Origin of the sequence: Actinoplanes aureus, from assembly GCF_015704865.1 — a bacterium.
Taxonomy (GTDB): Bacteria; Actinomycetota; Actinomycetes; order Mycobacteriales; family Micromonosporaceae; genus Actinoplanes; species Actinoplanes aureus.
On the sequence record NZ_JADQTO010000001.1, the window covers coordinates 620,100 to 640,948 of the forward strand.

Annotated in this window: 17 protein-coding genes; 6 read left to right on the forward strand and 11 right to left on the reverse strand. The window is 71.0% G+C overall.

What is annotated here, in order from left to right; translation table 11 throughout:
* Positions 1 to 576, reverse strand: a 576-nt coding sequence (locus I4J89_RS49235) for a 4'-phosphopantetheinyl transferase family protein (RefSeq protein WP_196412171.1), incomplete at its 3' end; no start/stop codon positions are given.
* A gap of 22 nt (positions 577 to 598) precedes the next feature.
* Positions 599 to 1,411, reverse strand: a complete 813-nt coding sequence (locus I4J89_RS02735) for a methyltransferase domain-containing protein (RefSeq protein ID WP_196412172.1) — start codon at positions 1,409 to 1,411, stop codon at positions 599 to 601.
* A 98-nt stretch (positions 1,412 to 1,509) separates the two neighbouring features.
* On the opposite strand from I4J89_RS02735, the gene I4J89_RS02740 reads away from it, so the two are divergent.
* From I4J89_RS02740 to I4J89_RS02755, 4 genes are all read left to right on the forward strand, one after another.
* On the forward strand, positions 1,510 to 4,287 hold the full coding sequence (locus I4J89_RS02740; RefSeq protein ID WP_196412173.1) for an ATP-binding protein: 2,778 nt from the start codon (positions 1,510 to 1,512) through the stop codon (positions 4,285 to 4,287).
* 127 nt (positions 4,288 to 4,414) lie between these two features.
* Positions 4,415 to 6,859 (forward strand): glycogen/starch/alpha-glucan phosphorylase, encoded by a 2,445-nt coding sequence (locus I4J89_RS02745; RefSeq protein WP_196412174.1) that lies wholly within the window; start codon positions 4,415 to 4,417, stop codon positions 6,857 to 6,859.
* A 197-nt stretch (positions 6,860 to 7,056) separates the two neighbouring features.
* Positions 7,057 to 7,563, forward strand: a complete 507-nt coding sequence (locus I4J89_RS02750) for a SigE family RNA polymerase sigma factor (protein ID WP_196412175.1) — start codon at positions 7,057 to 7,059, stop codon at positions 7,561 to 7,563.
* On the forward strand, positions 7,560 to 8,327 hold the full coding sequence (locus tag I4J89_RS02755) for a hypothetical protein (protein ID WP_196412176.1): 768 nt from the start codon (positions 7,560 to 7,562) through the stop codon (positions 8,325 to 8,327). Before I4J89_RS02750 ends, I4J89_RS02755 begins: the two co-directional genes overlap by 4 nt.
* Positions 8,328 to 8,592: 265 nt before the next feature.
* Here I4J89_RS02755 and I4J89_RS02760 read toward each other — a convergent pair whose 3' ends face one another.
* The 7 genes from I4J89_RS02760 to I4J89_RS02790 form a co-directional block, all read right to left on the reverse strand.
* A complete protein-coding gene (locus I4J89_RS02760) occupies positions 8,593 to 9,501 on the reverse strand; it encodes a DUF6282 family protein (RefSeq protein WP_196412177.1) in 909 nt (302 codons plus the stop codon).
* A gap of 58 nt (positions 9,502 to 9,559) precedes the next feature.
* A complete protein-coding gene (locus I4J89_RS02765) occupies positions 9,560 to 11,044 on the reverse strand; it encodes an RICIN domain-containing protein (protein ID WP_196412178.1) in 1,485 nt (494 codons plus the stop codon).
* On the reverse strand, positions 11,041 to 11,661 hold the full coding sequence (locus I4J89_RS02770) for a PulJ/GspJ family protein (RefSeq protein ID WP_196412179.1): 621 nt from the start codon (positions 11,659 to 11,661) through the stop codon (positions 11,041 to 11,043). Before I4J89_RS02770 ends, I4J89_RS02765 begins: the two co-directional genes overlap by 4 nt.
* A 26-nt stretch (positions 11,662 to 11,687) precedes the next feature.
* Entirely contained in the window at positions 11,688 to 13,406 is a 1,719-nt protein-coding gene (locus tag I4J89_RS02775; RefSeq protein WP_196412180.1) for a putative Ig domain-containing protein, read from the reverse strand.
* Between the two features lie 83 nt (positions 13,407 to 13,489).
* Complete coding sequence (locus I4J89_RS02780) at positions 13,490 to 14,410, reverse strand: anti-sigma factor RsbA family regulatory protein (RefSeq protein ID WP_196412181.1); 921 nt, start codon at positions 14,408 to 14,410, stop codon at positions 13,490 to 13,492.
* Complete coding sequence (locus I4J89_RS02785) at positions 14,407 to 15,237, reverse strand: MEDS and STAS domain-containing protein (RefSeq protein WP_196412182.1); 831 nt, start codon at positions 15,235 to 15,237, stop codon at positions 14,407 to 14,409. Before I4J89_RS02785 ends, I4J89_RS02780 begins: the two co-directional genes overlap by 4 nt.
* 71 nt (positions 15,238 to 15,308) lie before the next feature.
* A complete protein-coding gene (locus I4J89_RS02790; RefSeq protein WP_196412183.1) occupies positions 15,309 to 16,298 on the reverse strand; it encodes a polyprenyl synthetase family protein in 990 nt (329 codons plus the stop codon).
* Positions 16,299 to 16,354: 56 nt separating this feature from the next.
* Here I4J89_RS02790 and I4J89_RS02795 point away from each other — a divergent pair, with 56 nt between their 5' ends.
* Both I4J89_RS02795 and I4J89_RS02800 read left to right on the forward strand, forming a co-directional pair.
* Positions 16,355 to 17,461 (forward strand): CaiB/BaiF CoA transferase family protein, encoded by a 1,107-nt coding sequence (locus I4J89_RS02795; protein WP_196412184.1) that lies wholly within the window; start codon positions 16,355 to 16,357, stop codon positions 17,459 to 17,461.
* On the forward strand, positions 17,458 to 18,618 hold the full coding sequence (locus I4J89_RS02800) for an acyl-CoA dehydrogenase family protein (protein WP_196412185.1): 1,161 nt from the start codon (positions 17,458 to 17,460) through the stop codon (positions 18,616 to 18,618). Before I4J89_RS02795 ends, I4J89_RS02800 begins: the two co-directional genes overlap by 4 nt.
* Here I4J89_RS02800 and I4J89_RS51390 read toward each other — a convergent pair.
* Together I4J89_RS51390 and I4J89_RS02810 are read right to left on the reverse strand one after the other, a co-directional pair.
* A complete protein-coding gene (locus I4J89_RS51390; protein ID WP_196412186.1) occupies positions 18,609 to 20,516 on the reverse strand; it encodes an RNA polymerase sigma factor in 1,908 nt (635 codons plus the stop codon). The two genes, I4J89_RS02800 and I4J89_RS51390, sit on opposite strands and share 10 nt — an antisense overlap.
* Positions 20,513 to 20,836 carry a YciI family protein gene (locus I4J89_RS02810; RefSeq protein ID WP_196412187.1) on the reverse strand — a complete coding sequence of 108 codons (324 nt, stop codon included), beginning with the start codon at positions 20,834 to 20,836 and terminating at the stop codon, positions 20,513 to 20,515. The genes I4J89_RS51390 and I4J89_RS02810 overlap by 4 nt, the downstream gene beginning before the upstream one ends.
* Between the last annotated feature and the right edge of the window lie 13 nt (positions 20,837 to 20,849).

Genomic DNA, 20,849 nt, shown 5'->3' on the forward strand with positions numbered 1-20,849 from the left:
GGGGGGGGGGGGCCCCCCGCCCGCGGGCGGGGGTGGGCCGGGGGGGGGGGCCGGCCCCACGGCCAGGTTCGCGTCGGTGAAGCCGAGCCATCGCCCGGTCAGCGGGTACCACGCCTTGTAGACGGCCTCCTTCGCGCTGAACAGCAACCGGTCCCAGTGCACGGCCGGCTCGGCGTGAGCCAGTTCGGCCAGGTGTTCGGCGTCACCGGGCGCGGTCACCACGCCGAGCACGCGCGACGGCAGCGGCGCGTGCGGCTCGGCGTCGATACCGACGCTCACCACCTCTTCGGTACGCGCGACAGCCGCACCCCGATACCCCTTGCAGTGCGTGATGCTCCCCGCCACCCCGGCCGGCCACAACGGCTCCCGGCGCGGCCCGGGGCGGATCGCCACGGGCGGATGCCCCAGCCGGGCCAGTGCCTCGCGCGCACACCGCCGGGCGGTGACGAACTCACGTCGCCGGCCCATCACCGCCGTGGCGATCAGATCCTCCTCGCCGGGAAAGCACGGTTCGTCCTCGTCGTCGGCGAACGCCTCGGCGGTGACCACCGGTGACGGCAGCAACGAGTCCAGCACCCGTGCAGTGTGCCACCCGGGCTCAGCGACGTTTGTGTACGCCGATCATCAGCGGCCACATCGCGGTGTGGTCGGGGTAGTCCCTCATCGCCTGATCGATCTCGGCCAGCCACTCGTCCCGCTGTGACTCCGTGACCAGGCCCAGCGAGACCGCGGCCGGCGCGACGCTGCGATAGGTGGCGGCGAGCATCCCGGCCGCCCGCCCGAACGGCTCCATCCGTCCGGAGACCTCGGAGCCGTCCGGATCGCCGATGCCCGCCTCGGCCAGCAGCGCCGGCAACCGGTGCCCGATCCGGATGTCCCGGCCGGCCGCGGCGAACGTACCGAGGAAGACCCGCCGCCACTCGGCGACCACCGGCAGCTCCGGATGAACCCCGACGGTACGCATGTCGTAGTCCTGCACCACGAGATGCCCGCCCGGCGCGGTCCACTCCCACATCCGGCGCAGCACGGTCACCGGATCGTCCACATGGATCAGCAGCAGCCGCGCGAAGACCAGGTCGTACCCACCCGGCGGCGGCTCCTCGCGGAAGGCGTCGCCGGACACGAACGAGCACTGCCGATGGCCCGCCGCGTGCAGCATCCGGATCGCCGAGGACCCGAGCTCCGCGTCCACGTCCATCCCGACGACCGCGCCGTCCGGACCGACCCGCTCGGCCATCAGCCGCATCGTCTCGCCCGGACCGCAGCCGACGTCCAGGCAGCGGGCCCCGGCGGCGAGCCCGGCCCGGTCGAGCAGGGACGCGGTCGCCTTCTCCCAGATCCCCGCCTGCGCTCGCAGACGCTCGTACTCGGCGTCGGTTCGCCCCAGCACGTACGCGTCGGTGGTGGTCATCGTTGCCTCCCGGCTGTCGGTGTTGTGTCGTCAGGCTGGCCCCGGGCGCCGATCCGGCTCATCGTGGAAGGCGTACTGAGGTTTCGCCGGGGGTGGACATGGCCGGGCGGGAACACGAGTTCCTGATGCTGCGGGAGCGGCTGGCCGCGGCCGGTGCGGGCAGCGGCTCGGTAATCGCTGTCGAGGGACCGGCCGGCATCGGCAAGACGACGCTGCTGGACGCGGCGGCGGCCGCCGGCCGGGATCGCGGGATGGCCGTGCTGCGGGCCCGGGGCAGCCCGCTGGAGCGGGACTTCCCCTTCGGGCTGGCGCGGCAGGCGTTCGCCACGACACCGGCCGATCCGTGCTGGACCCAGGTCTGCCAGGGACCCGCCGCGCTCGCCGGCCGGGTGCTCGACGCCGGGCCACCGAACCCGGGCCACGGTGTGGAGGCGATGCACGCTGCCGCGCACGGCCTCTTCTGGCTGACCGCCCGGTACGCGGCGGTCCAGCCGGTCCTGCTCTGCGTGGACGACGTGCACTGGGCCGATCCGCCCTCGCTGCGCTGGCTGGCCGGGCTGGCCAGGGGCATCACCGAGCTGCCGCTCGCGCTCGTCGTCGCGGTCCGTTCCGGCGAGCCGGATGCGGAGTCCCTCGCCGAGCTGCTCGCCACCGCGATCCCGCTGCCGCTGCATCCACTCGACCCGGACGCGGCGACCGCGATGGTCCGTGCCGTGCTCCCGCGGGCCACCCCGGCCTTCACCCGGGCCTGTCACCAGGCCTGCGGCGGCAATCCGTTCCTGCTCTCCGCGCTGCTGTCGCAGTTGCGCGCGGAGCGGGTGACGCCGGACGACGAGGCCGCGGCGGGTCTGTCCCGGATCGGGCCGTACCGGGTGGCCCGCTGGGTGGAGCACCAGCTGCGCCGGTTGCCGGACGGCGCGATCGACCTGGCCCGGGCCCTGGCGGTGCTCGGTCCGGGCGCGACACTGCGGCAGGCCGCCGAGCTGGCCGAGATCGACCCGGCACGGGCCGCGCTGCTCTCCGACGCCATGCGTACGGCCGGACTGCTCGCCCCCACCACCGCACCGACCCTGGCTCACCCGGTCGTGGCCACCGCGCTCTACGACGGGATGGGCGCGGGCGTACGCGGTCTGTGGCATGCCCGCGCCGCCCGGCAACCGGCCCCGAACGATCCGGAGCGGGCCGCCCTGCACCTGCTGCGCACCGAACCCGCCGGTGACGCGTTCGCGGTCGACCGGTTGCGGGAGGCCGCCGCTCACGCCACCACCCGCGGCGCACCGGAGATCGCGGCGACGTTCCTGCGCCGGGCACTCGCCGAACCACCCGGCGATCCGGCAACCGGCACGGCCGTGCGGCTCGATCTGGCGCTGGCCCTCTCGGCCGGACGCCAGGACGGACCGGTCGGGCTGGCCCGGCAGGTGGTGGCGACCATCGAGGCCGCGGATGCCCGGGCCGAGGCGGCACTGCGCTGCGGGCGGGCGCTGGCGCTGACCGGCGAACGGGAGGCCGCCGTCGACCTGTACCTGCTCGCCCTGGATCGCCCGGCCGGGGTTCCGCCGGCGACGCTAGCCCGCATCGAGGCGGAGCTCGCGGCCAACGCGTCGGTCGACAGCCGGACCCGGGAGATGGCCGAGACGCTGCTGGCCCGCTCCCGCGCGGCCGACGTCCCGCCATCGTTGTGGCGAGCGAACGCCCTGCTCCAGGCCACCCTCGCCGGGCGACCGCCGGCCGAATGCCTGGAACTCGTCGCACCACTGCTGGACACCGGCACGCTGGAGGCGGAGCGGGACTCGCTGCTGCCGTCGGCCGTCGGCATCATGCTGACGGTCAACGAGGACCTGGACCGGACCCGCGCGATGGCCGACGCGTTGATCGCCGGCGCGCTGGCCCGCGGCTGGCCGAGCAGCGCGGCGCACGGACGATTCCTCAGCGCGATGGCCCGCCTGCCGGCCGGTGAGGTGGACGCCGCCGTCGCCGACGCGCGAGCCTCCGTGACGTTCAAATTGGACACCGGCACCACACCGCCGACCGCCCTGATCTGGGCGCTGCATCCGCTGGTGGACGCGCTCGTCGAGGCCGACCGGCCGGCCGAGGCGGAGGCCGCTCTCGTCGCCTCCGGCATCACCGAACCGCCGGCGCACGCGGTCACCGCACCGCTGTTCCTGCAGAGCCGCGCCCGGTTGCGGTTGGCGCAGGGCCGGCACGCCGAGGCGCTGGACGACCTGCTCGCGGCCGGGCGGTGCTGGACCGAGCTGGGCGTACGGCACCCCGGCCTGGCCAGCTGGCGGGCCGACGCGGTTCGGGCGTACCTGGCGTTGGGCTGTCCGGCTGACGCGGTGCGGGTGGCCGGCGAGCATCTGGCGGCGGCCCGGCAGACCGGCACGCCCGGTGCGCTCGGCGCCGCGCTGCGCGCCACCGCCCTGGTCGAGTCCGGTCCACAACGGATCGTGATGCTTCAGGAGGCGGTGCGGGTGACCACCGGCGCGGCGGCCCGGTTGCAGCACGCGTACGCCCTGCACGACCTGGGTTGCGCGCTGCGCCGCGCCAACCGCAAGGCCGAGGCGCGGGAGCCGCTGCTCGCCTCGCTGGAGATCGCCGACGCGGGCGGCGCGGCCCGGCTCGCCGGGCGGGCCCGGGCCGAGTCGCACGCGGCCGGAGCCCGCCCGCGACGGACCGCCCGGCACGGCATGGAAGCGCTCACCGACGCCGAACGCCAGGTGGTACGCCTCGCCACGCGCGGGCTCACCAACCGGCAGATCTCCGAACGGCTGACACTGAGCCGGCGCACCGTGGAGACTCACCTGGCGCACGCCTATCAGAAGCTCGACATCCATTCCCGGGCTGAACTGGATTCAGTCACACGAATGCGGGGTTGACCGCCTGCCGAACGGCTCAATCGGACATCCGGACGAGCCGGTTGGTTCTCGGACTTTAGGTGCGACTTCCCCGTGGCGAAGCGGGAACAGCAGCCATCCGAAACGTACTGCGGGCAGAATGGGCGGCATGGATCTTCGCCAGGGCCTCGGTCTGCGCCGTCTGGGCAGGACCGCCGATGAGTTCCAGCAGGACCTGTTGAGCACGCTGTACTACCGGCGTGGCACGACGGTCGAGTCGGCGAGCGCCCGGGACGCGTACGAGACGTTGTCCCTCACCGTGCGCGACCGGCTCGCCGAACGGCGGGCCCGCACCGCCGCGGCGCACTTCGCCACCAACCCGCGCTGGGTGTACTACCTATCGGCGGAGTACCTGCTGGGTGCGCAGCTGGAACAGAACCTGCTCTACTCCGGCACCGGCGAGCTGGCCGCCGAGGCGGTCAAGACACTCGGCTTCACTCTGGAGGAGCTCGAGGGCCTCGACATCGAGCCGGGCCTGGGCAACGGTGGCCTGGGCCGTCTCGCCGCCTGCCTGGTCGACGCCATGGCCACCCGGGACATCCCGGCGGTCGGCTACGGCATCCGCTACGACTTCGGCATCTTCAAGCAGTCGATCTCCGGCGGCGCCCAGGCGGAGTGCCCGGACGACTGGGCGTTCCAGGGCAACCCGTGGGAGTTCCCGGCTCCGGACGACCGGCAGACCGTCGGCTTCTACGGCCACACCGAGCCGGTCCCCGGTTCGCAGACCCGCAAACGCTGGATTCCCGGTGAGGTGGTGCTCGGCGAGCCCAGCCACATGCTGGTCCCCGGCTACGGCACCGAGACGGTGAACATCGTCCGGCTGTGGCGGGCCCGGGGCAGCGAGGCGTCCTTCGATCTGTCCAGGTTCTCCGCGGGGCAGTACGCGGAGGCCGTACAGGAGGCGGTCCGCGCCGAGAACATCAGCAAGGTCCTCTACCCGGACGACAGCACCGAGCTGGGTCGCGAGCTGCGGCTCAAGCAGCAGTACTTCCTCTGCTCCTGCTCGCTGCGCGACATCATCCGCCGGTTCCGGCTGCGCAACTCCGACTGGAGCGACTTCGCCGACAAGACCGTCATCCAGCTCAACGACACCCACCCGACGATCGCCATCGCCGAACTGATGCGGCTGCTCGTCGACGAGTACGAGCTGGAGTGGGACCAGGCCTGGTCGATCACCCGGCGGACGTTCGCGTACACCTGCCACACCCTGCTGCCGGAGGCCCTGGAAACCTGGCCGGTGCACGTCTTCGAGCGGCTGCTCCCCCGGCACCTGGAGATCATCTACCTGATCAACATGTTCTTCCTGCGCGAGGTCGAGGAGCGGTTCCCGGGCGACACCGACCGGCTCCGGCGCATGTCGATCATCCAGGAGGAGCCGGAGCGGCGGGTCCGCATGGCCCACCTCGCGGTGGTCGGCACCGAGGCGGTCAACGGCGTCGCCGAGCTGCATTCCAAGCTGCTGCGGGAGACCGTGCTCAACGACTTCGCCGACCTGTGGCCGGCCAAGTTCCAGAACGTCACCAACGGCATTTCGCCGCGCCGGTTCATCAAGATCGCCAACCCGCGCCTCTCCGACCTGATCACCGAGGGCCTGGGCGGCGAGGGCTGGCTCAGCGACCTGGACCAGCTGGCCGGGCTCGAGGCGCTTGCCGACGACGCGTCCTTCCTGGAGCGGTGGCGGGCGATCAAGCGGGCCAACAAGGTGGACCTGGCCGCCGGCGACCCGGACTCGCTCACCGACGTGATGATCAAGCGGTTCCACGAGTACAAGCGGCAGCAACTCAAACTGCTGCACATCATCACGCTCTACCACCGGATCCGGAACGACCCGGGCGGTGACTGGGTGCCGCGTACCGTGCTCTTCGCCGGCAAGGCAGCGCCGGCCTACCACGCGGCCAAGGACATCATCCGGCTGATCAACGCGGTCGGCTCGACCATCGCGGCGGATCCGGTGGTCTCGCCGTACCTCAAGGTGGTCTTCGCCGAGAACTACAACGTCACCCTCGCCGAGCGCATCATCCCGGCCGCCGATCTGAGCGAGCAGATCTCGCTCGCCGGCAAGGAGGCCTCCGGCACCGGCAACATGAAGCTCGCCCTCAACGGCGCGCTCACCATCGGCACGCTGGACGGCGCGAACATCGAGATCCGCGCCCGGGTCGGCGCGGACAACTTCTTCCTCTTCGGACTCGACGCGTTCCAGGCGGCCGAGCTGCGCTACAGCGGCCAGTACCGGGCGCGCGACAACTACGAGCGCGACGGGGAGCTGCGGGCCGCCATCGACGCCATCCAGTCCGGCGCGTTCGGCGGGGTCGGGCACGAGGTCGCCGGCTCGCTGCTCGGCTGGGACGAGTACCTCACGCTGGCCGACTACCGCGCCTACGTCGACTGCCAGGACCACGTCGACCGGGTGTGGCGCGACCAGGCCACCTGGAGCCGGATGTCGGTGCTGAACACGGCACACAGCGGCTTCTTCTCCGCCGACCGCACGGTGTCCGACTACGCGGCCCGCATCTGGCGCGTCGCCCCGGTTCCGGTACCGAGGGACGAGGACTGAGCCTCCCAGACCGCCGCCGTCAGCCCTGCCTGGCGATGCAGAACGCGCTGCTACGCCGTGCTCGAGACCTGTTCGGGGACAACCGGGGCGGTCCGCCGGCGTCGTGATATCCCCGTCTCACCCCGCCGGACGGCCTTGCCCAACCGGTGCCGTGATCTCTAACGTCACCCGGTCCGGAGGAACAGGAGGGTGTGCCGATGCGCGACGACGCGTTCCGCGCGTATTTCGAGCGGCATCATGCCTCACTGTCCCGCCTGGCGTACCTGATGACCGGCGAGTCCGAGATCGCCGACGACCTGGCGGCCGACGCACTGACCGAGGTGTGGCGGCACTGGGACCGGGTCACCGCCGCCGACGACCCGGCCGCGTACGGGCACGGCATCGTGATGAACCTGGCCCGCAACTGGATCCGCCGCCGCGGCCGGGAGCGCCTGTTGTCGTTCGAGTCGTTCCGCCGCACCCGGGAGAGCGACGTCCCGGCCGTACTCGACGTGCGCGGCGCCCTGCGCCGGCTGCCGCACCGCCGGCGCGCCTGCGTGGTCCTGCGGTACGCCTTCGACCTGCCGGAGAAGGACGTCGCCGCCATCCTCGGCATCTCGGTCGGCGCGGTGAAGAGCTCAACCTCTCGCGGAGCGAGACAACTCGCCGAACTACTGGGCGACAGCCACGTGAGCCGGATCGACGGTTGGGAGGCGGCACGATGAGGCTCTCCGACGACGAGCTGCGCTCGGCGCTGCGCGCGGAGGCAGCGGCACACCGGCCGGACCGGGAGGCGATGCTCGACCGGATCACCACCGCGGCGATGAGCCCGGATGAGGGCACCGCCCGCCGCGGCCCGCGGATCAGGATGGCCGCCGCGGCCGCTGCCGTGGTCGCCGTCTTCGCCGGCGGCGGCGTCGCCAACTGGGCGCTCGCCGGCGGCTCCGACCGGGACGACCCCGCACCCACGCCGGCACCCAGCCCCACCACGGCCACCGCCTCACCCAGTCCCGCCGCATCGGCGAGCGCACCCCAGCGTGAGACCCCGACCGCCGAGCCCACCACCCGCCGGCCCACCTCGAAGCCCGCCGAACCCACCGCCACGCAGCCCGGAAACACCCGGACCGAGCTCTGGTCGGACGGCTCGGTCGACCCGGACGGCGGCGCCAGCGTGGTCACCCTGAAGGCCGCCGAGGAACTCACCGCCCTGGAGGTGGTGATCCGGGTGGCCCGCACCGACGGCCTGGTAGCGCGCGGCGGCACCAAGCAGACCCCGGGCGCCAGCGTCTCGGCCACGGTCACCGAGGAGCCGGACGCCCTGGTCTACCGCTTCGTCCTGTCCTCGGCCGACACCCTCGCGCCCGGCACGTACACGTTCACAGCGAAATACACCCACCCGTCGGAAACGCGCAACGCGGGCGCCGACACCTACCAAGCCACCGCGACGACCGCATCCACGCCGCTCAAGGTCCACGGCGACTTCCACTGACACCCCAGCGGTGGTCCAGCCAGGATTCTCCGCTTTGGCCGCTTTTCCGGTACGAGCCACACCTCCCGCGGAATCCACCCCGTCCCGCCGAGCCGCGCGATCACCAGTCCACTCCCGGCCGCAACGCGGCCGCCGGGACCAGGTCCGGGGTCGGCCCGCATGGGCCCGGCGGTCGCGGTGCGGCCCGGCACGGCGCCCGGATCGCGGGCAGGGCGGGAGGTGTGGTTTTCGCCGACGGCGCTCCGCGTACCGAAATAAAAGGATCTCAGCCGGCGGCGAGCAACCGGGAGTTCGTGACCGCCATGGTCCGCACCTCGTCGGCGGCGAAGCCGGCGGCGAGCAGGCGGTCGGCGAACAGGGCGAGGCCGTCCTCGACCGGCGGGTTGAAGGGCTGGCCCAGGTCGCTGGAGAGCACCGAATGCGCGGGCCCGGTCGCGCGGATGTTGGCGAACAGGTCGTCCCAGGCCACCTTGCCGGTGTGCGGGGTGGTGAAGCAGCGTTCCAGCAGGGCGCCCATCCCGGCGAGCGCGCGCTGGTCCGCCACCGGCAGCCGCTGGGAGGTGAACTCCGGGTGGGTGACCACGATCCGCCGGACGCCCTCGTCGCGCGCCGCGCGGACCACCGCGACGATCTCTGCGGCCGCGAGGTGGCCGGTGGCGAGCACCATGTCGTGCCGGGCGACCACCCGCAGCACCTGGCGCACTTCGTCCAGTACCTCGCCGCCCTCGCCGACCACCTCGACCACGTCCGGCACGATGCCCTGCGCGTGCAGGTCCGCCTGAAGCGCGCCCCACATGGCCGGTTTCGCCCCCGGCAGGTCACCGACGGTGCTGGTGCGCTGATTGCGCGAGTCGACCGTCGGCATCCAGACGATCCGGGCCCCGAGCCGCCCGGCGATCTCCACGGCGGCCGGGTTCATCCCACCCATCGAGCCGTTCAGCGTGATCGCGCCGAGCACGTCCACGCCGGGCACGGCCTTGCGGACGACGGCGGCCCGCTCAGCGGTGGTCACGTAGTGCGATTTCAGCACGAAACCGGAAAGGCCCACCGCGGCGAAGCGGTGGGCCAGGTCCAGGTCGTCGATCCGGCGTTCCATGACGTCGGGGGCGACGTGCACATGCGTGTCGTAGGCACCGGCAACGAGGGCGCGGGCGGCAGCCGACGGAGCTGACATGCCGACGATGCTGTCACAGATCGACGAAGGGCTGGGGCACCGTGCCCCAGCCCTTCGCTCACTTCTCCTCGACGCCGCTGATCGGGGTGAGCTGGTTCAGTTTCGGCGGTGCGTTCCACTTCTGCAGCTCGGACTTGCTGCAGGTGGCCACCTTGATCCTGCTGGTGCCGTCGGTGTGGACGTCCTTGACGGTGGCATTGAGGTCGGACGGCTGCAGGCAGAGTTTCGCACTGTCCTCGATGCGATAGCTGGTGGCATAGACACCGGTGTCGTGGAAGACGGTCCACTGCAGCTCAGGGGCGGTCCGGGCGCCGCACGCCATCGTCGTCGGGTAGCCGCCGGCTCGAAGCGGCGATTTGAGGCAATACTTGGTGCCGTTCTTGGTCACCTCGATGGTGCCGGTCTTGAATTTCTCCGGGGCCACCGGCATCGGGTGCACCCAGATCTGGTTCCAGTCGACGGCACCCACCGGGCTCTGCTTGCAGAACCACGCGATCATGTACGAGGAGCCGGGCTCCTGGTTCGTGACATCGAGACAGCGGCTGAACTGGGCGAAGTTGACCAGCTGGTTGGTCCGGTCGCCGGCCATACCGGCACCGACCGAGGCATCGGATCGCCAGATGTTCTGGGTCGCGCTGGACGTGCAGGTGTTGAGGACGACGGGGCTGCCGACGGTGTTCCCGGTCTTGACGTAGACGCAGAGGTTCTCGATCGCCGAGGCCGCACTCGTGGAGTGGAATCGGCTGTTGCCGTCGAGGCTCCACTGGTACACCCGCGTCGGCGTCGTGTTCGTGGGGTTCGGGCACTTCTGGAACACCAGGGCGCTGTTGGTGGCGTGGGTGGCGCCCGCGTGCAGACACATGCCCAGGTCGTCGTTCGCCGGTGCCTCGGAATTGATCAGTTTGAGGTAGAGCTCCTCGGTGTAGCCGAACAGCTGTGTGCTGCTGCCGTTGCACCGCTTCATGACGAGCGGAGCGCCCGCTGCCGGGGGCACCGTCCCGGAGTCCATGCACAGCGGCTTGTCGGTGGGCGAACTGACCTTGATCGCACCGCCCGGGATGTTGTCGTTCTCGTTCCAGAACGTGTACTTGGCGGTCAACGTCCGGGTATCGCCGGAGGTGCTGGACCCGATCGACTCCACGCCGGCGCTGAAGGGAAGTTCAGCGAGGGGGTCGCAGCCGAGGTCGTTGCCCTCCTCGCCGTAGTACTTGATGGTGACGACGTACAGCAGCTTCTCCCCGGTGCCGTCCACGCCGGCGTCACCGGTGATCGGCTCGCAGGGCTGCGGCATGTCCTCCAGACGGCCACGCACGTTGCTGTTGGTGGATTCGGAGGCGGCCCGCACCCGCGCCATCACGACGTCCAGACCGACCTGGGCCCCGTTCAGAGCGGAACTCCGGTCGGCGAAGCCGCGGGTGGCGACGACCTGCCGGACGATGAGCGGCAGCAGCGCCACCGAGAGGACCAACCCGATCGTGGTGACCAGCATCGCCATGGGCAGCGATCCGCGGTCGTCGCCCGGTGAACGGAACAGCGGCTTCATGGAATCGGCCTTCCCTGGCTGCAAGTGTGGGTCGTGGTTTCCCGGGTGCTGTTCTGCGCGGTGAAGACCGAATCGAACGGCATCGTCACGGTTCCGATCTTCACGTTGAACAGCAGCCTGACCTGATCGAAGTCGAGCTGGTAGTTGGCGCCCATCCCGGTGGCCGGACTCGCTGTGGCATAGGGCTGGGCCCCGGCGCGGTAGACGATGAACGGTGTGGTGCCGTTGATCGGGACGACCCCGCTGGCAATGGCGGCGGCGGGGCCGGGAGTCGCGGCGGTGGCCCACGCTCTCAGGGTGAGCACCCCATCGGTGAGTTTGAGCTGCCGGCATCCGGCCGGGATGGCGTAATCCATGTACCAGGTGCCGCTGGCCTGCGCGGGATCGGAGACCCAGGTCGCGTACCGCAGCTCCCGGTCGAGACGGCGAAAGCTGTTGTCGAGCTGGTCGCGCGCCTCGGCCGTGTTGTCGATCCGCTTCGTGCCGGAGTAGATCTCGATCGTGGCGCCCACGATCACCAGCGTCACCATCGACATGATCGCCATCGTGACCACCAGCTCGATGAGGGAGAACCCTCGGTCGTCGTCGGCCGGACGATTGCTGATCTGCTGTCGCACTCGGGTTCTCCTTTCGAACGGCGGTTTCACTCGACTGTCCAGAGGAAGGTGAGCGTCGCGGTCTGCGGAAGCGGCAACAAGCTGTTCGCGGTCACCTTCACCGGGTAGGTTCCGGCGGTTTTGGGCTTCCCGCTGATCTCGCTCTTGCCCTTGTTGTACTTCAGCCCTTCCGGCAACCCGGTCACCGTGAGCGAGACGTTCTTCAGCAACAGCAGGTCGCCGTTCGTGGTCAGGGGCAGGATCACGTCCGAGCCGACGGTCGACTTCTGGTCCGCGCCGACCAGGCTCGGCGAAGTGAAGGTCAATTTGGTGGTGGTCTCCACGACCAGCTCGAACGTGTCGCTGAGCGACTCGCCAGCACTGTCGCTGACCGTGATGGTCGGCAGGTACCGACCGGCCACGAGCACCGGAGACCCAGAGAGGACACCGCTGGCCGCGTTGATCGTCACACCGGCCGGGAGACCCGTGGCGGTGTACGTGTACTGCCCGCTGCCACCCTTGGCCACGGCGGTGCCGGTCACCGCAGAGCCCAGGTTGATCTTCTGATCCGGGAGCGCGGTGAGGCTCAGCGGCTCGGCGACGGAGACGGTGTGCGTGAACGTCTTCGTGTCCCGGACACCGTTGGCGTCCTCGACGGTGACGGTGATCGGGTAGGCACCCAGCTTGGCGATGCTGCCGGTGATCGTGCCGTCGGCGGCGAGTTCCAGGCCCTCGGGCAGGTCCTTCGGTGCGGTGAAGACGTAGGCCGGGACGCCGCCGACCGCCGTCACCTTGTAGTTCACCTGCTGACCGGCGAAACTCTTCGGCTGGGCCGGCACGACGACGGACGGCGGCAGGACCGCCTTCCACGTGATCGTCTTCTCGTTCCACCATCCGCGCTTGTCGGTCACCCGGACGACACTCGTCGCCTGAGCGGCCACGGTCGGGTTACCGGTCACGTAGCCGCCGGGCGACATCTTGATCCAGGACGGCAGCGTGGAGGGGGCGGTGACGGTGAGCACGTTGGGCACCTGACCGCCATCGACGTCGATCTTCTGCGTGATCTCGCGGCCGACGTAGAAGGACATCTCGGTGCTCATCATCACCGGCGGGGCGGCCTTGGAGTAGAACGTCGGCTCGGTGGACTGCGCGATCAAGGTGGAGGCGACGTAGGTGCACCGGTCACTTTCGCAACTCTTGCCCGTCCAGGTGACCAGGACGACGACCCGGAAGTACCGGAGGATCTCGGCGTTGTTCGACGGTGGCGTACCGACGTTGGGGTTGACGCAGTCGTCGTTCCGCATGAAGTAGACGACACACCTGCCGATGAGCATTTCGCGGTTGAACTTGGAGCTGCCGACGGTGATCGTCTGGGTCTTGGTCGGGATCGCCGCTTCGTTTCCCAGTGGCGAACTCGGGTCCGTGCGTTCGAGCTCGTCGTCCCAACCGATCGCCATGCTGTCCAGGTAACGCTTCATCTTCTTGGCGTAGAGGCCGCTCTTCACCGCGTCCCACTGCGCCTTGCTCTTGATCATCCCGCGCCCGGACAGCACGGAGGTTCCCTGGAGCCCACGCACCTGCTCGATGCCGCCGGCCGCTACCTGCACCGCCTGACGCTGATCACGCTGGTGCGCGACCGCGAGGTTTCCGTTGACGAAGAACGCACCCAGCCCGGTCATCGCGATGGTCACCACGGCCAACGCCACGAGTACCTCGAGGAGGGAAGTACCCTCGTCGCGGCGGAGTTCGCCTGGTTCGCTACGCATCTCACTCCCAGCTGGTCTTCCGGTGCCCGGGCAGGGATCTGCCGAAGCAACCATCGGCAGGCAACCGTGGAAGTGGAGTTTTCTCAGCGCGCCATGTGCAACCGGATCGTCGTGCCTTCCCGCCGGGTGTGCACCCGCACCAGATCGCAGAGATCGTTCACCAGGATCAGGCCGCGCCCGTCCTCCCGGTCCGGGTGGGGCGGAATCTGCCCGGCCAGCGGGTCGGCCAGGTCGCCGCGATCGTCGACCTGCGCGTACACGTACTCGTCCGACGACCAGACGGTGACCGCACCGCCCCCGCCGGTGTGCTGGATGGTGTTGACCGCCAGCTCGTTCACGGCCAGCACCAGGTCAGCCGCGCGCTCCGGGCACAGACCACCCGCTTCGGCGCACCCGGTGACGAACCGGCGCACCCGGCTCAGATCGGTCGGACCGGCGTAGGCCGCTACCGGCGCCGAGGCCGGGGCCGGTGGAAGCGGGCCCGCGCAGAGGGCGGCGGTGACCAGTGGGTCCGCGTACCAGCGGCTCTCCCGCCGCACCTCGTCGACGATCATGAACGGATGGGTACGCAGCGCGTCGTCCAGCCGTTCCCGGCGCAGGCGCTTCGCGTCGTACGGGCAGAGGACCACCGCGTTCCGGCCGATGAACGCCTTGTTGATCAGCGCCTCATGTGCCACGCAGGCCGGGTACTCGACGACCGAGCGGCCGGGCCAGACCGGCTCCCCGATGATCGACACGCGGCGGCCGGGGTGGGCGGCCACGAATGACAGCAGCACGCCGGGGATGATCCGGCCCGGGTTGCGGCCGGCCACCGCCATGTCGGCGAAGGTGACCTGACGGCCGAGGTCGGACAGGGCGTCCCGGAGCAGGGTCAGGTTGCCGCCGGGCACCGCCACCAGAACCGCGTCACCGGCGGCGACGGCGGACCGGACGAAGTCGGTCGTGCCGCTCAGGTACTGCTCGACGTCCCGGTAGAAGAGGGCGGGATGGTCAAAGGTGATCACGGGAGGCACTCCACCGCCGGGCCGGCGCCGTGGAAGGCCAGCAACTTGCGCAGCATCCGGGAACAGCCCACCAGGCGTACGCGTTCCCGCCCGTCCATGACGTGCACCAGGATCCGGACCGCCGCCGAATCGGCGAACCGCAGGCCGGCGACGTCGACGGTGAGCGTCGGGGCCCGGTCCTCGGTGAGGTGCTCCAGCACGGCGGTGAAGGCCTGCCGGTTCGACAGGTCGGCCTCACCCTCCAGCCGGATGCCGTACGGGTCGGCGGTCCGCACCGCCCGGAACAGCGGCACGGCCCGCGGATCGGTCTCGGGCGTGACGGTGGACGGGTGTGCCCGGGTCACCCGCCGCAGCCGGGCCTCGCTGAACAGCCGCCGGTCGTACAGGCAGACGCCCATCACGTATCCCTCGGCGAAGATCCGGTTGACCTCGGCCTCGTACCAGGGCAGTCGCTCGTCGTGCGACACCGCCCAGGACATGTCGCCGACCGCCCGCAGGCCGCGATAGCCGGCCGTCGCGGCCCGTCGCGCCTCCTCCTGCCAGCTTTCGATCGTCGCCTCGGGGTCGAACGTCCCATCGCGCGGACACTCCCCTCCGAGCCGCAGCTGGCCGCGGTCGATCGCCGGGCGCACGTCGACGCCCCGGGCGGTCAGCTCCGCCTCGACCCGGTCGCTGCCCGGCCCGTGGTAGACGATGCGGTGGTGGTCGCGCAGGCCGGCCCGGATGTACTGGGCGACGCTGCGGGTCCGCAGCGGCTCGTCGTCGAAGATGAGGCACACGTGGTCGCCCGGCGTGAGCCGATCGAGCAGGCCGGTCGCGGCCATCATGCCCCCCTTGGGCCGGTGACCGGCTCACCGTACTTACTCGATGGCCAAGGGCGGTATCGCTGAAACGGGGGTCAGCCGGTGCGGCCGGCGATGTAGTGACAGAGCGATTCGAGGGTGCGGCGGGGCGGCCCGTCCGGCAGTGTCCCGGCCAGGCGGCGGGCCTGCTCGGCGTACCCGTGCACGGTTTCCCGGGCCTGCTTGAGCGCGGCCGACTCACGCAGCAGCGTGAGTGCTTCGGCATGGTCCGCGTCGTCGGTGAGCGGGCCCTGCGAGAGCAGGGCCGTCAGGCGCGGGTTCTCGTTGCCGGCGAGCGCGTAGAGGACCGGCAGAGTCGGCACACCTTCCCGCAGGTCGGTGCCGGGGGTCTTGCCGGACTGGGCCGATTCGGAGGCGATGTCCAGCAGGTCGTCGGAGAGCTGGAAGGCGAGCCCGATCGACGTGCCGAAGTCGGCGAGGGTCTCGACGTGTTCGGTGGGCAGCCCGGCGAACATGCCGCCGAACCGGGCCGAGGTGGCGAACAGGCAGGCGGTCTTGTCCTCGATGACGCGCAGGTGGTGCCGGATCGGGTCGCCGCCGCGCGGGCCCACCGTCTCGGCCAGCTGGCCCTCGACGAGCTGGGCGAGGGTACGCGACTGCAGCCGGACCGCCTCCTGCCCGAGCCCGGCGGCGATCCCGGCGGCGCGGGCCAGCAGGTAGTCGCCGACGTAGACCGCGATCGAGTTGGTCCAGCGCGAGTTGGCGCTCGCCGCACCCCGCCGCATGGGTGCCTCGTCCATCACGTCGTCGTGGTAGAGGGTGGCCAGGTGGGTCAGTTCCATCAGCACCGCGGCGGGCATCAGCTCGGGCCGGCCGGCGTCACCGAACTGCGCGCACAGCGCGACGACCAGCGGCCGGAACCGCTTGCCGCCGGCCTCCATCAGGTGGTTGGCCACCTCGGTGACCAACGGATCGTCACTGGCCACCGCGGTACGCAGCTCGGTCTCCACGGTCGCCAGGAAGCCGGCGACGGAATCCCGGACAGCCGGATCGATGAAATCATTGAGTCCACCCGAGACCGTCATGATCATCAGGTTAGATCACCTCGCTGAGAGGACCCTGAACCGGGCAGAATCCGGGTATGACCGCCACCGGGCCGCTCGCCGGCGTGCTGATCGCCGACTTCGGCCGGGTTCTGGCCGCGCCGTACGCGACGATGCTCCTCGCCGACCTCGGCGCCGAGGTGATCAAAATCGAGCGGCCGGGCACCGGGGACGACACCCGCTCCTGGGGGCCGCCGTTCCACGACGGCGAGGCGACCTACTTCCAGTCGGTGAACCGGAACAAACGCTCGGTCGCCCTGGATCTCTCCGACCGGAGAGCGGTCGAACTGGCCGGAAGAGCCGATGTAGTGGTGGAGAACTTCAAACCGGGCACGATGGCCCGTTTCGGTCTCGACTACGAAAGCCTGAGCAGGGGCAACCCGGGTCTCGTCTACTGCTCGGTCACCGGCTTCGGCGCGAAGAGCGACATGCCGGGATACGACCTGTTGATCCAGGCGGTCGGCGGCCTGATGAGCGTGACCGGTGAGGAGGGCGGCCCGCCGCTGAAGACCGGGGTCGCCCTGGTCGACGTGCTGACCGGGCTGCACGCCACGGTCGGGATCCTGGCCGCCCTGCGCCACCGGGACCGCACCGGCGAGGGGCAGCTCGTCGAGGTCGACCTGCTCAGCACACTGCTGGCGAGCATGGTCAACCAGAGCAGTGGGTACGCGCTGGCCGGCGTGGTGCCCGGGCGGCTCGGCAACCGGCACCCGTCGATCGCGCCCTATCAGGTGTTCCCGGCGGCCGACGCGGAACTCGTCGTGGCGGTCGGTAACGACGGGCAGTTCGCCGCCCTCTGCGAGGTGCTCGATCTGCCGCCGGACCCGCGCTTCGCCCGGAACGCCGACCGGGTCGCCCACGTCGACGACCTGGCGTCCCTGCTCACGGCGCGGCTCCGGACCAGGCCGGTGAATCACTGGATACCGCTGCTGACCGCTCGCGGCGTACCGTGCGGTCCGGTGAACGATCTGGCCGCGGCCTTCGGCCTCGCCGCCGAACTGGGGCTCGATCCGATCGTGCCGCTCGGCGACGGGGTGACCGTCGCCAACCCGATCAAGCTGTCCCGCACCCCGCCGCGCTACATCCGGCGCCCACCGAAACTGGCCGAACACACCGTGCCCGAACACACCGTGGAGGACCGATGACCGACCCGACCGACCTGATCGACATCGCCGGACTGCTCAGCGACGAGGAACGGCAGATCCAGGAGACGGTGGGGCGGTTCGTGGCCGATCACGTCCGCCCGTACGTCGCCGGCTGGTTCGAGGAGGGGACCTTCCCCCGCGAACTCGCCCTCGAGCTGGGCAAGCTGGGCCTGCTCGGCATGCACCTCGAGGGATACGGCTGTGCCGGGACCAGCGCGGTCGCGTACGGCCTGGCCTGCCTGGAACTGGAGGCCGGCGACTCCGGCCTGCGCAGCTTCGTGTCGGTGCAGGGCTCGCTGGCGATGTTCTCGATCTGGAAGTACGGCTCGGAGGAGCAGAAGCAGGAGTGGCTGCCCCGGATGGCGGCCGGCGAGGCGATCGGCTGCTTCGGCCTGACCGAGCCGGACTTCGGCAGCGACCCGGCGAACATGCGTACCCGGGCGGTTCGGGACGGCGACGACTGGATCCTGACCGGCACCAAGATGTGGATCACCAACGGCAGCATCGCCGACGTCGCCACGGTCTGGGCGCAGACCGAGGACGGCATCCGCGGCTTCCTGGTCCCGCGCGGCACGCCCGGTTTCACCAGCCGCACCATCAAGCAGAAGCTCTCGCTGCGCGCCTCGATCACCGGCGAGCTGATCCTCGACGAGGTCCGCCTGCCGGACTCCGCCCGCCTGCCCCTCGCCCGCGGTCTCGGCGCACCGCTGAGCTGCCTCAGCGAAGCCCGCTTCGGCATCGTCTTCGGCTCCACCGGCGCCGGCCGCGACGCGCTGCGTGCCGCGCTCGACTACGCGAACTCCCGCATCCAGTTCGGCAAGCCGATCGCCGCCTTCCAGCTCACCCAGGAGAAACTGGCGAACATGGCGGTCGACCTCAACACCGCGATGCTGCTGGCCGTGCACCTCGGCCGCCTCAAGGACGCCGGCACGATCAAGCCGCACCAGATCAGCGTCGGCAAGCTCAACAACGTCCGTACGGCGCTCGCCATCGCCCGCGAATGCCGCACCATCCTCGGCGGCAGCGGCATCACCCTCGAATACTCGCCGCTGCGGCACGCCAACAACCTCGAGTCGGTCCTCACCTACGAGGGCACCTCGGAGATCCACACCCTGGTGATCGGGCAGACGCTGACCGGTCACGCCGCCTATCGCTGACCTGGATCACCGGGGACTGCCGGAGCGTGGCGCAGGCGGCCGAGACTTCGGCCGGTCATTCGTTTGCACAGGTATTCGGCGCGCTCGTAGGACAGGCGCCGCCGGCCGGTCTCCGGGCAGAGATCCGCCGGCGCCGGCGGGGGGCCCCGGCCCGGCCCCCCGTCGGGGGGGACCAAACCCCCCCCCGGTACCCCCGCGCTCAGCTCCGGAAGCAGCCGGGCCGTCCCGGAGCGCCAGACGATCGCGCCGTCCCGGGCGCTGCGGTCGGCCAGGTCGAGATCTTCCACGTTGAGCGCCAGCACCGCGCCCACCTTCGCGGACGACTCCCGCAGCAGGCACCAGAGCGCCCGCTCACGCAGCGAAGGCTCGCTCGGCGGTAAGGGCGCGTGCACGGCTACCGAGCCGGGCCGCGCCCGCCTGGGCCGGAGCCCGGACGCGAGCTCCGGCACGCCGGCCCAGGTGGCGAAGGAGCGGACCGCCGCCACGTGCCGGTTCCAGCTGCGCGGGGCGACGTCCGGCCAGGCCATCGCGCAGATCTCGGCGATCCCGGCGGCGGTCAGCCCGGCCAGCGGAAGGCGATCGCCGGCGGACCGGGCGATCCGGTGCAGGGTCTGACCGTAGGCCCGGGAGGTGGCCGGGCCGAGCGAGCCGACGAACCCGGCCACGGCCGGACCGAGCAGCATGCCCGATTCCTCGGGCACGGCCAGGGCGGCCGCGCGCCGGAGCAGGAAGTCCCGCTCGGCGGCGTTGCGGGCCAGGGACGCCGCTCGTTCCAGTTCGCGCCGGCCCTCCGCCGGGCGGCCGAGCCGGACCAGCAGATCGCCGCGGACGCTGGGCAGCAGGTGGTAGTCCGCCAGCTTCGAGTCGGCGCGCAGCTCGTCGAGCAGGTCCAGGCCGGCCTGCGGGCCGTGCGCGAAACCCACCGCGACGGCCCGGTTCAGCCGGACGACGGGGGTCGGGAGCAGCCGCTCGAGCGCCTCGTACAGCGTGGCGATGCGTACCCAATCGGTCTCTTCGGCGGTGCGGGCCTGCGCGTGACAGACCGCGATCGCGGCCTGCAGCACGTAGGGCCCGGGCGGCCCCTCCGCCTCGCGGGCGCGCAGCATCGCGGCGAATCCGCGGCGGATGAGCAACTGGTCCCAGCGGCCCCGGTTCTGTTCGTGCAGCGGGATCGGCTCGCCGCCCGGTCCGGTGCGCGCCGCCGACCGCGACTGCTGGATCTCCATGAGCGCCACGAGACCGTGCACCTCGGCCTGCTCGGGAGCGAGGACGGCGAGCAGCCGCCCGAGCCGCAGCGCCTCCAGGCACAGGTCGGCGCGGATCAGATCCGCACCCGAGGTGGCCGAATATCCCTCGTTGAAGATCAGGTAGACGACCTCGAGCACGGACGAGAGCTGCGTGGACGGCTCGTAGGACACCCCCGCCTCGGCGAGCGTGCGCTTGGCGGCGGCGATCCGCTGCACGATCACCTGTTCGCCGACCAGGAAACCCCGGGCGATCTCCGCCGGGCTCAAGCCGGCGATCACGCGCAGGGTGAGTGCCACCCGGGCTTCCGTCGGGAGTACGGGATGACAGGACGTGAACATCAGCCGGAGCACGTCGTCGTCGCCCGGTTCCTGGTCGGTCTCGGACAAGCGGGCGATGTCCGGTGCGAGCCGCTCCTGGGTACGGACGCGTCTGATGTGGTCGACGGCCCGGCGCTTGGCGATGGTCATCAGCCAGGCGCCGGGGTTCTCCGGGACTCCGGTCGCCGGCCACTGCTCCAGGGCGGCGACCAGCGCGTCCTGTGCCAGTTCCTCGGCCAGGCCGACGTCGCGCACCAGCCGCAGGAGCCCGGCGACGATCCGCGCGGACTCCTGCTTCCAGACGACGCCGACGGTGGCCGAGGTGTCGGTCACGGCCCGAAGACCTGGTGGATCACGCTCTCCCCGTCACCGACGATCTTGCGGAATCGGCGGGCCAGCTCGATCGCCTCCTCCTTCGACCGCACCTCGACCAGGGCAAATCCGCCGATCGCCTCCTTGGCCTCGGTGAACGGCCCGTCGGTCACGGTGATGTCGTCACCGGCCGAGGTCATCTTGAACCCGACCGGGTCGAGTCCGCCGGTGGCGAGCAGGACGCCGGAGGCGGTCAGCTCCTCGACGAACGCGGCCATCTCGGCGTAGAGGTTGGCGTCCGGCTCGGTGGTCTGGGCCTTCTGCATCATCAGGTAGCGCATCGTGTTCTCCGTT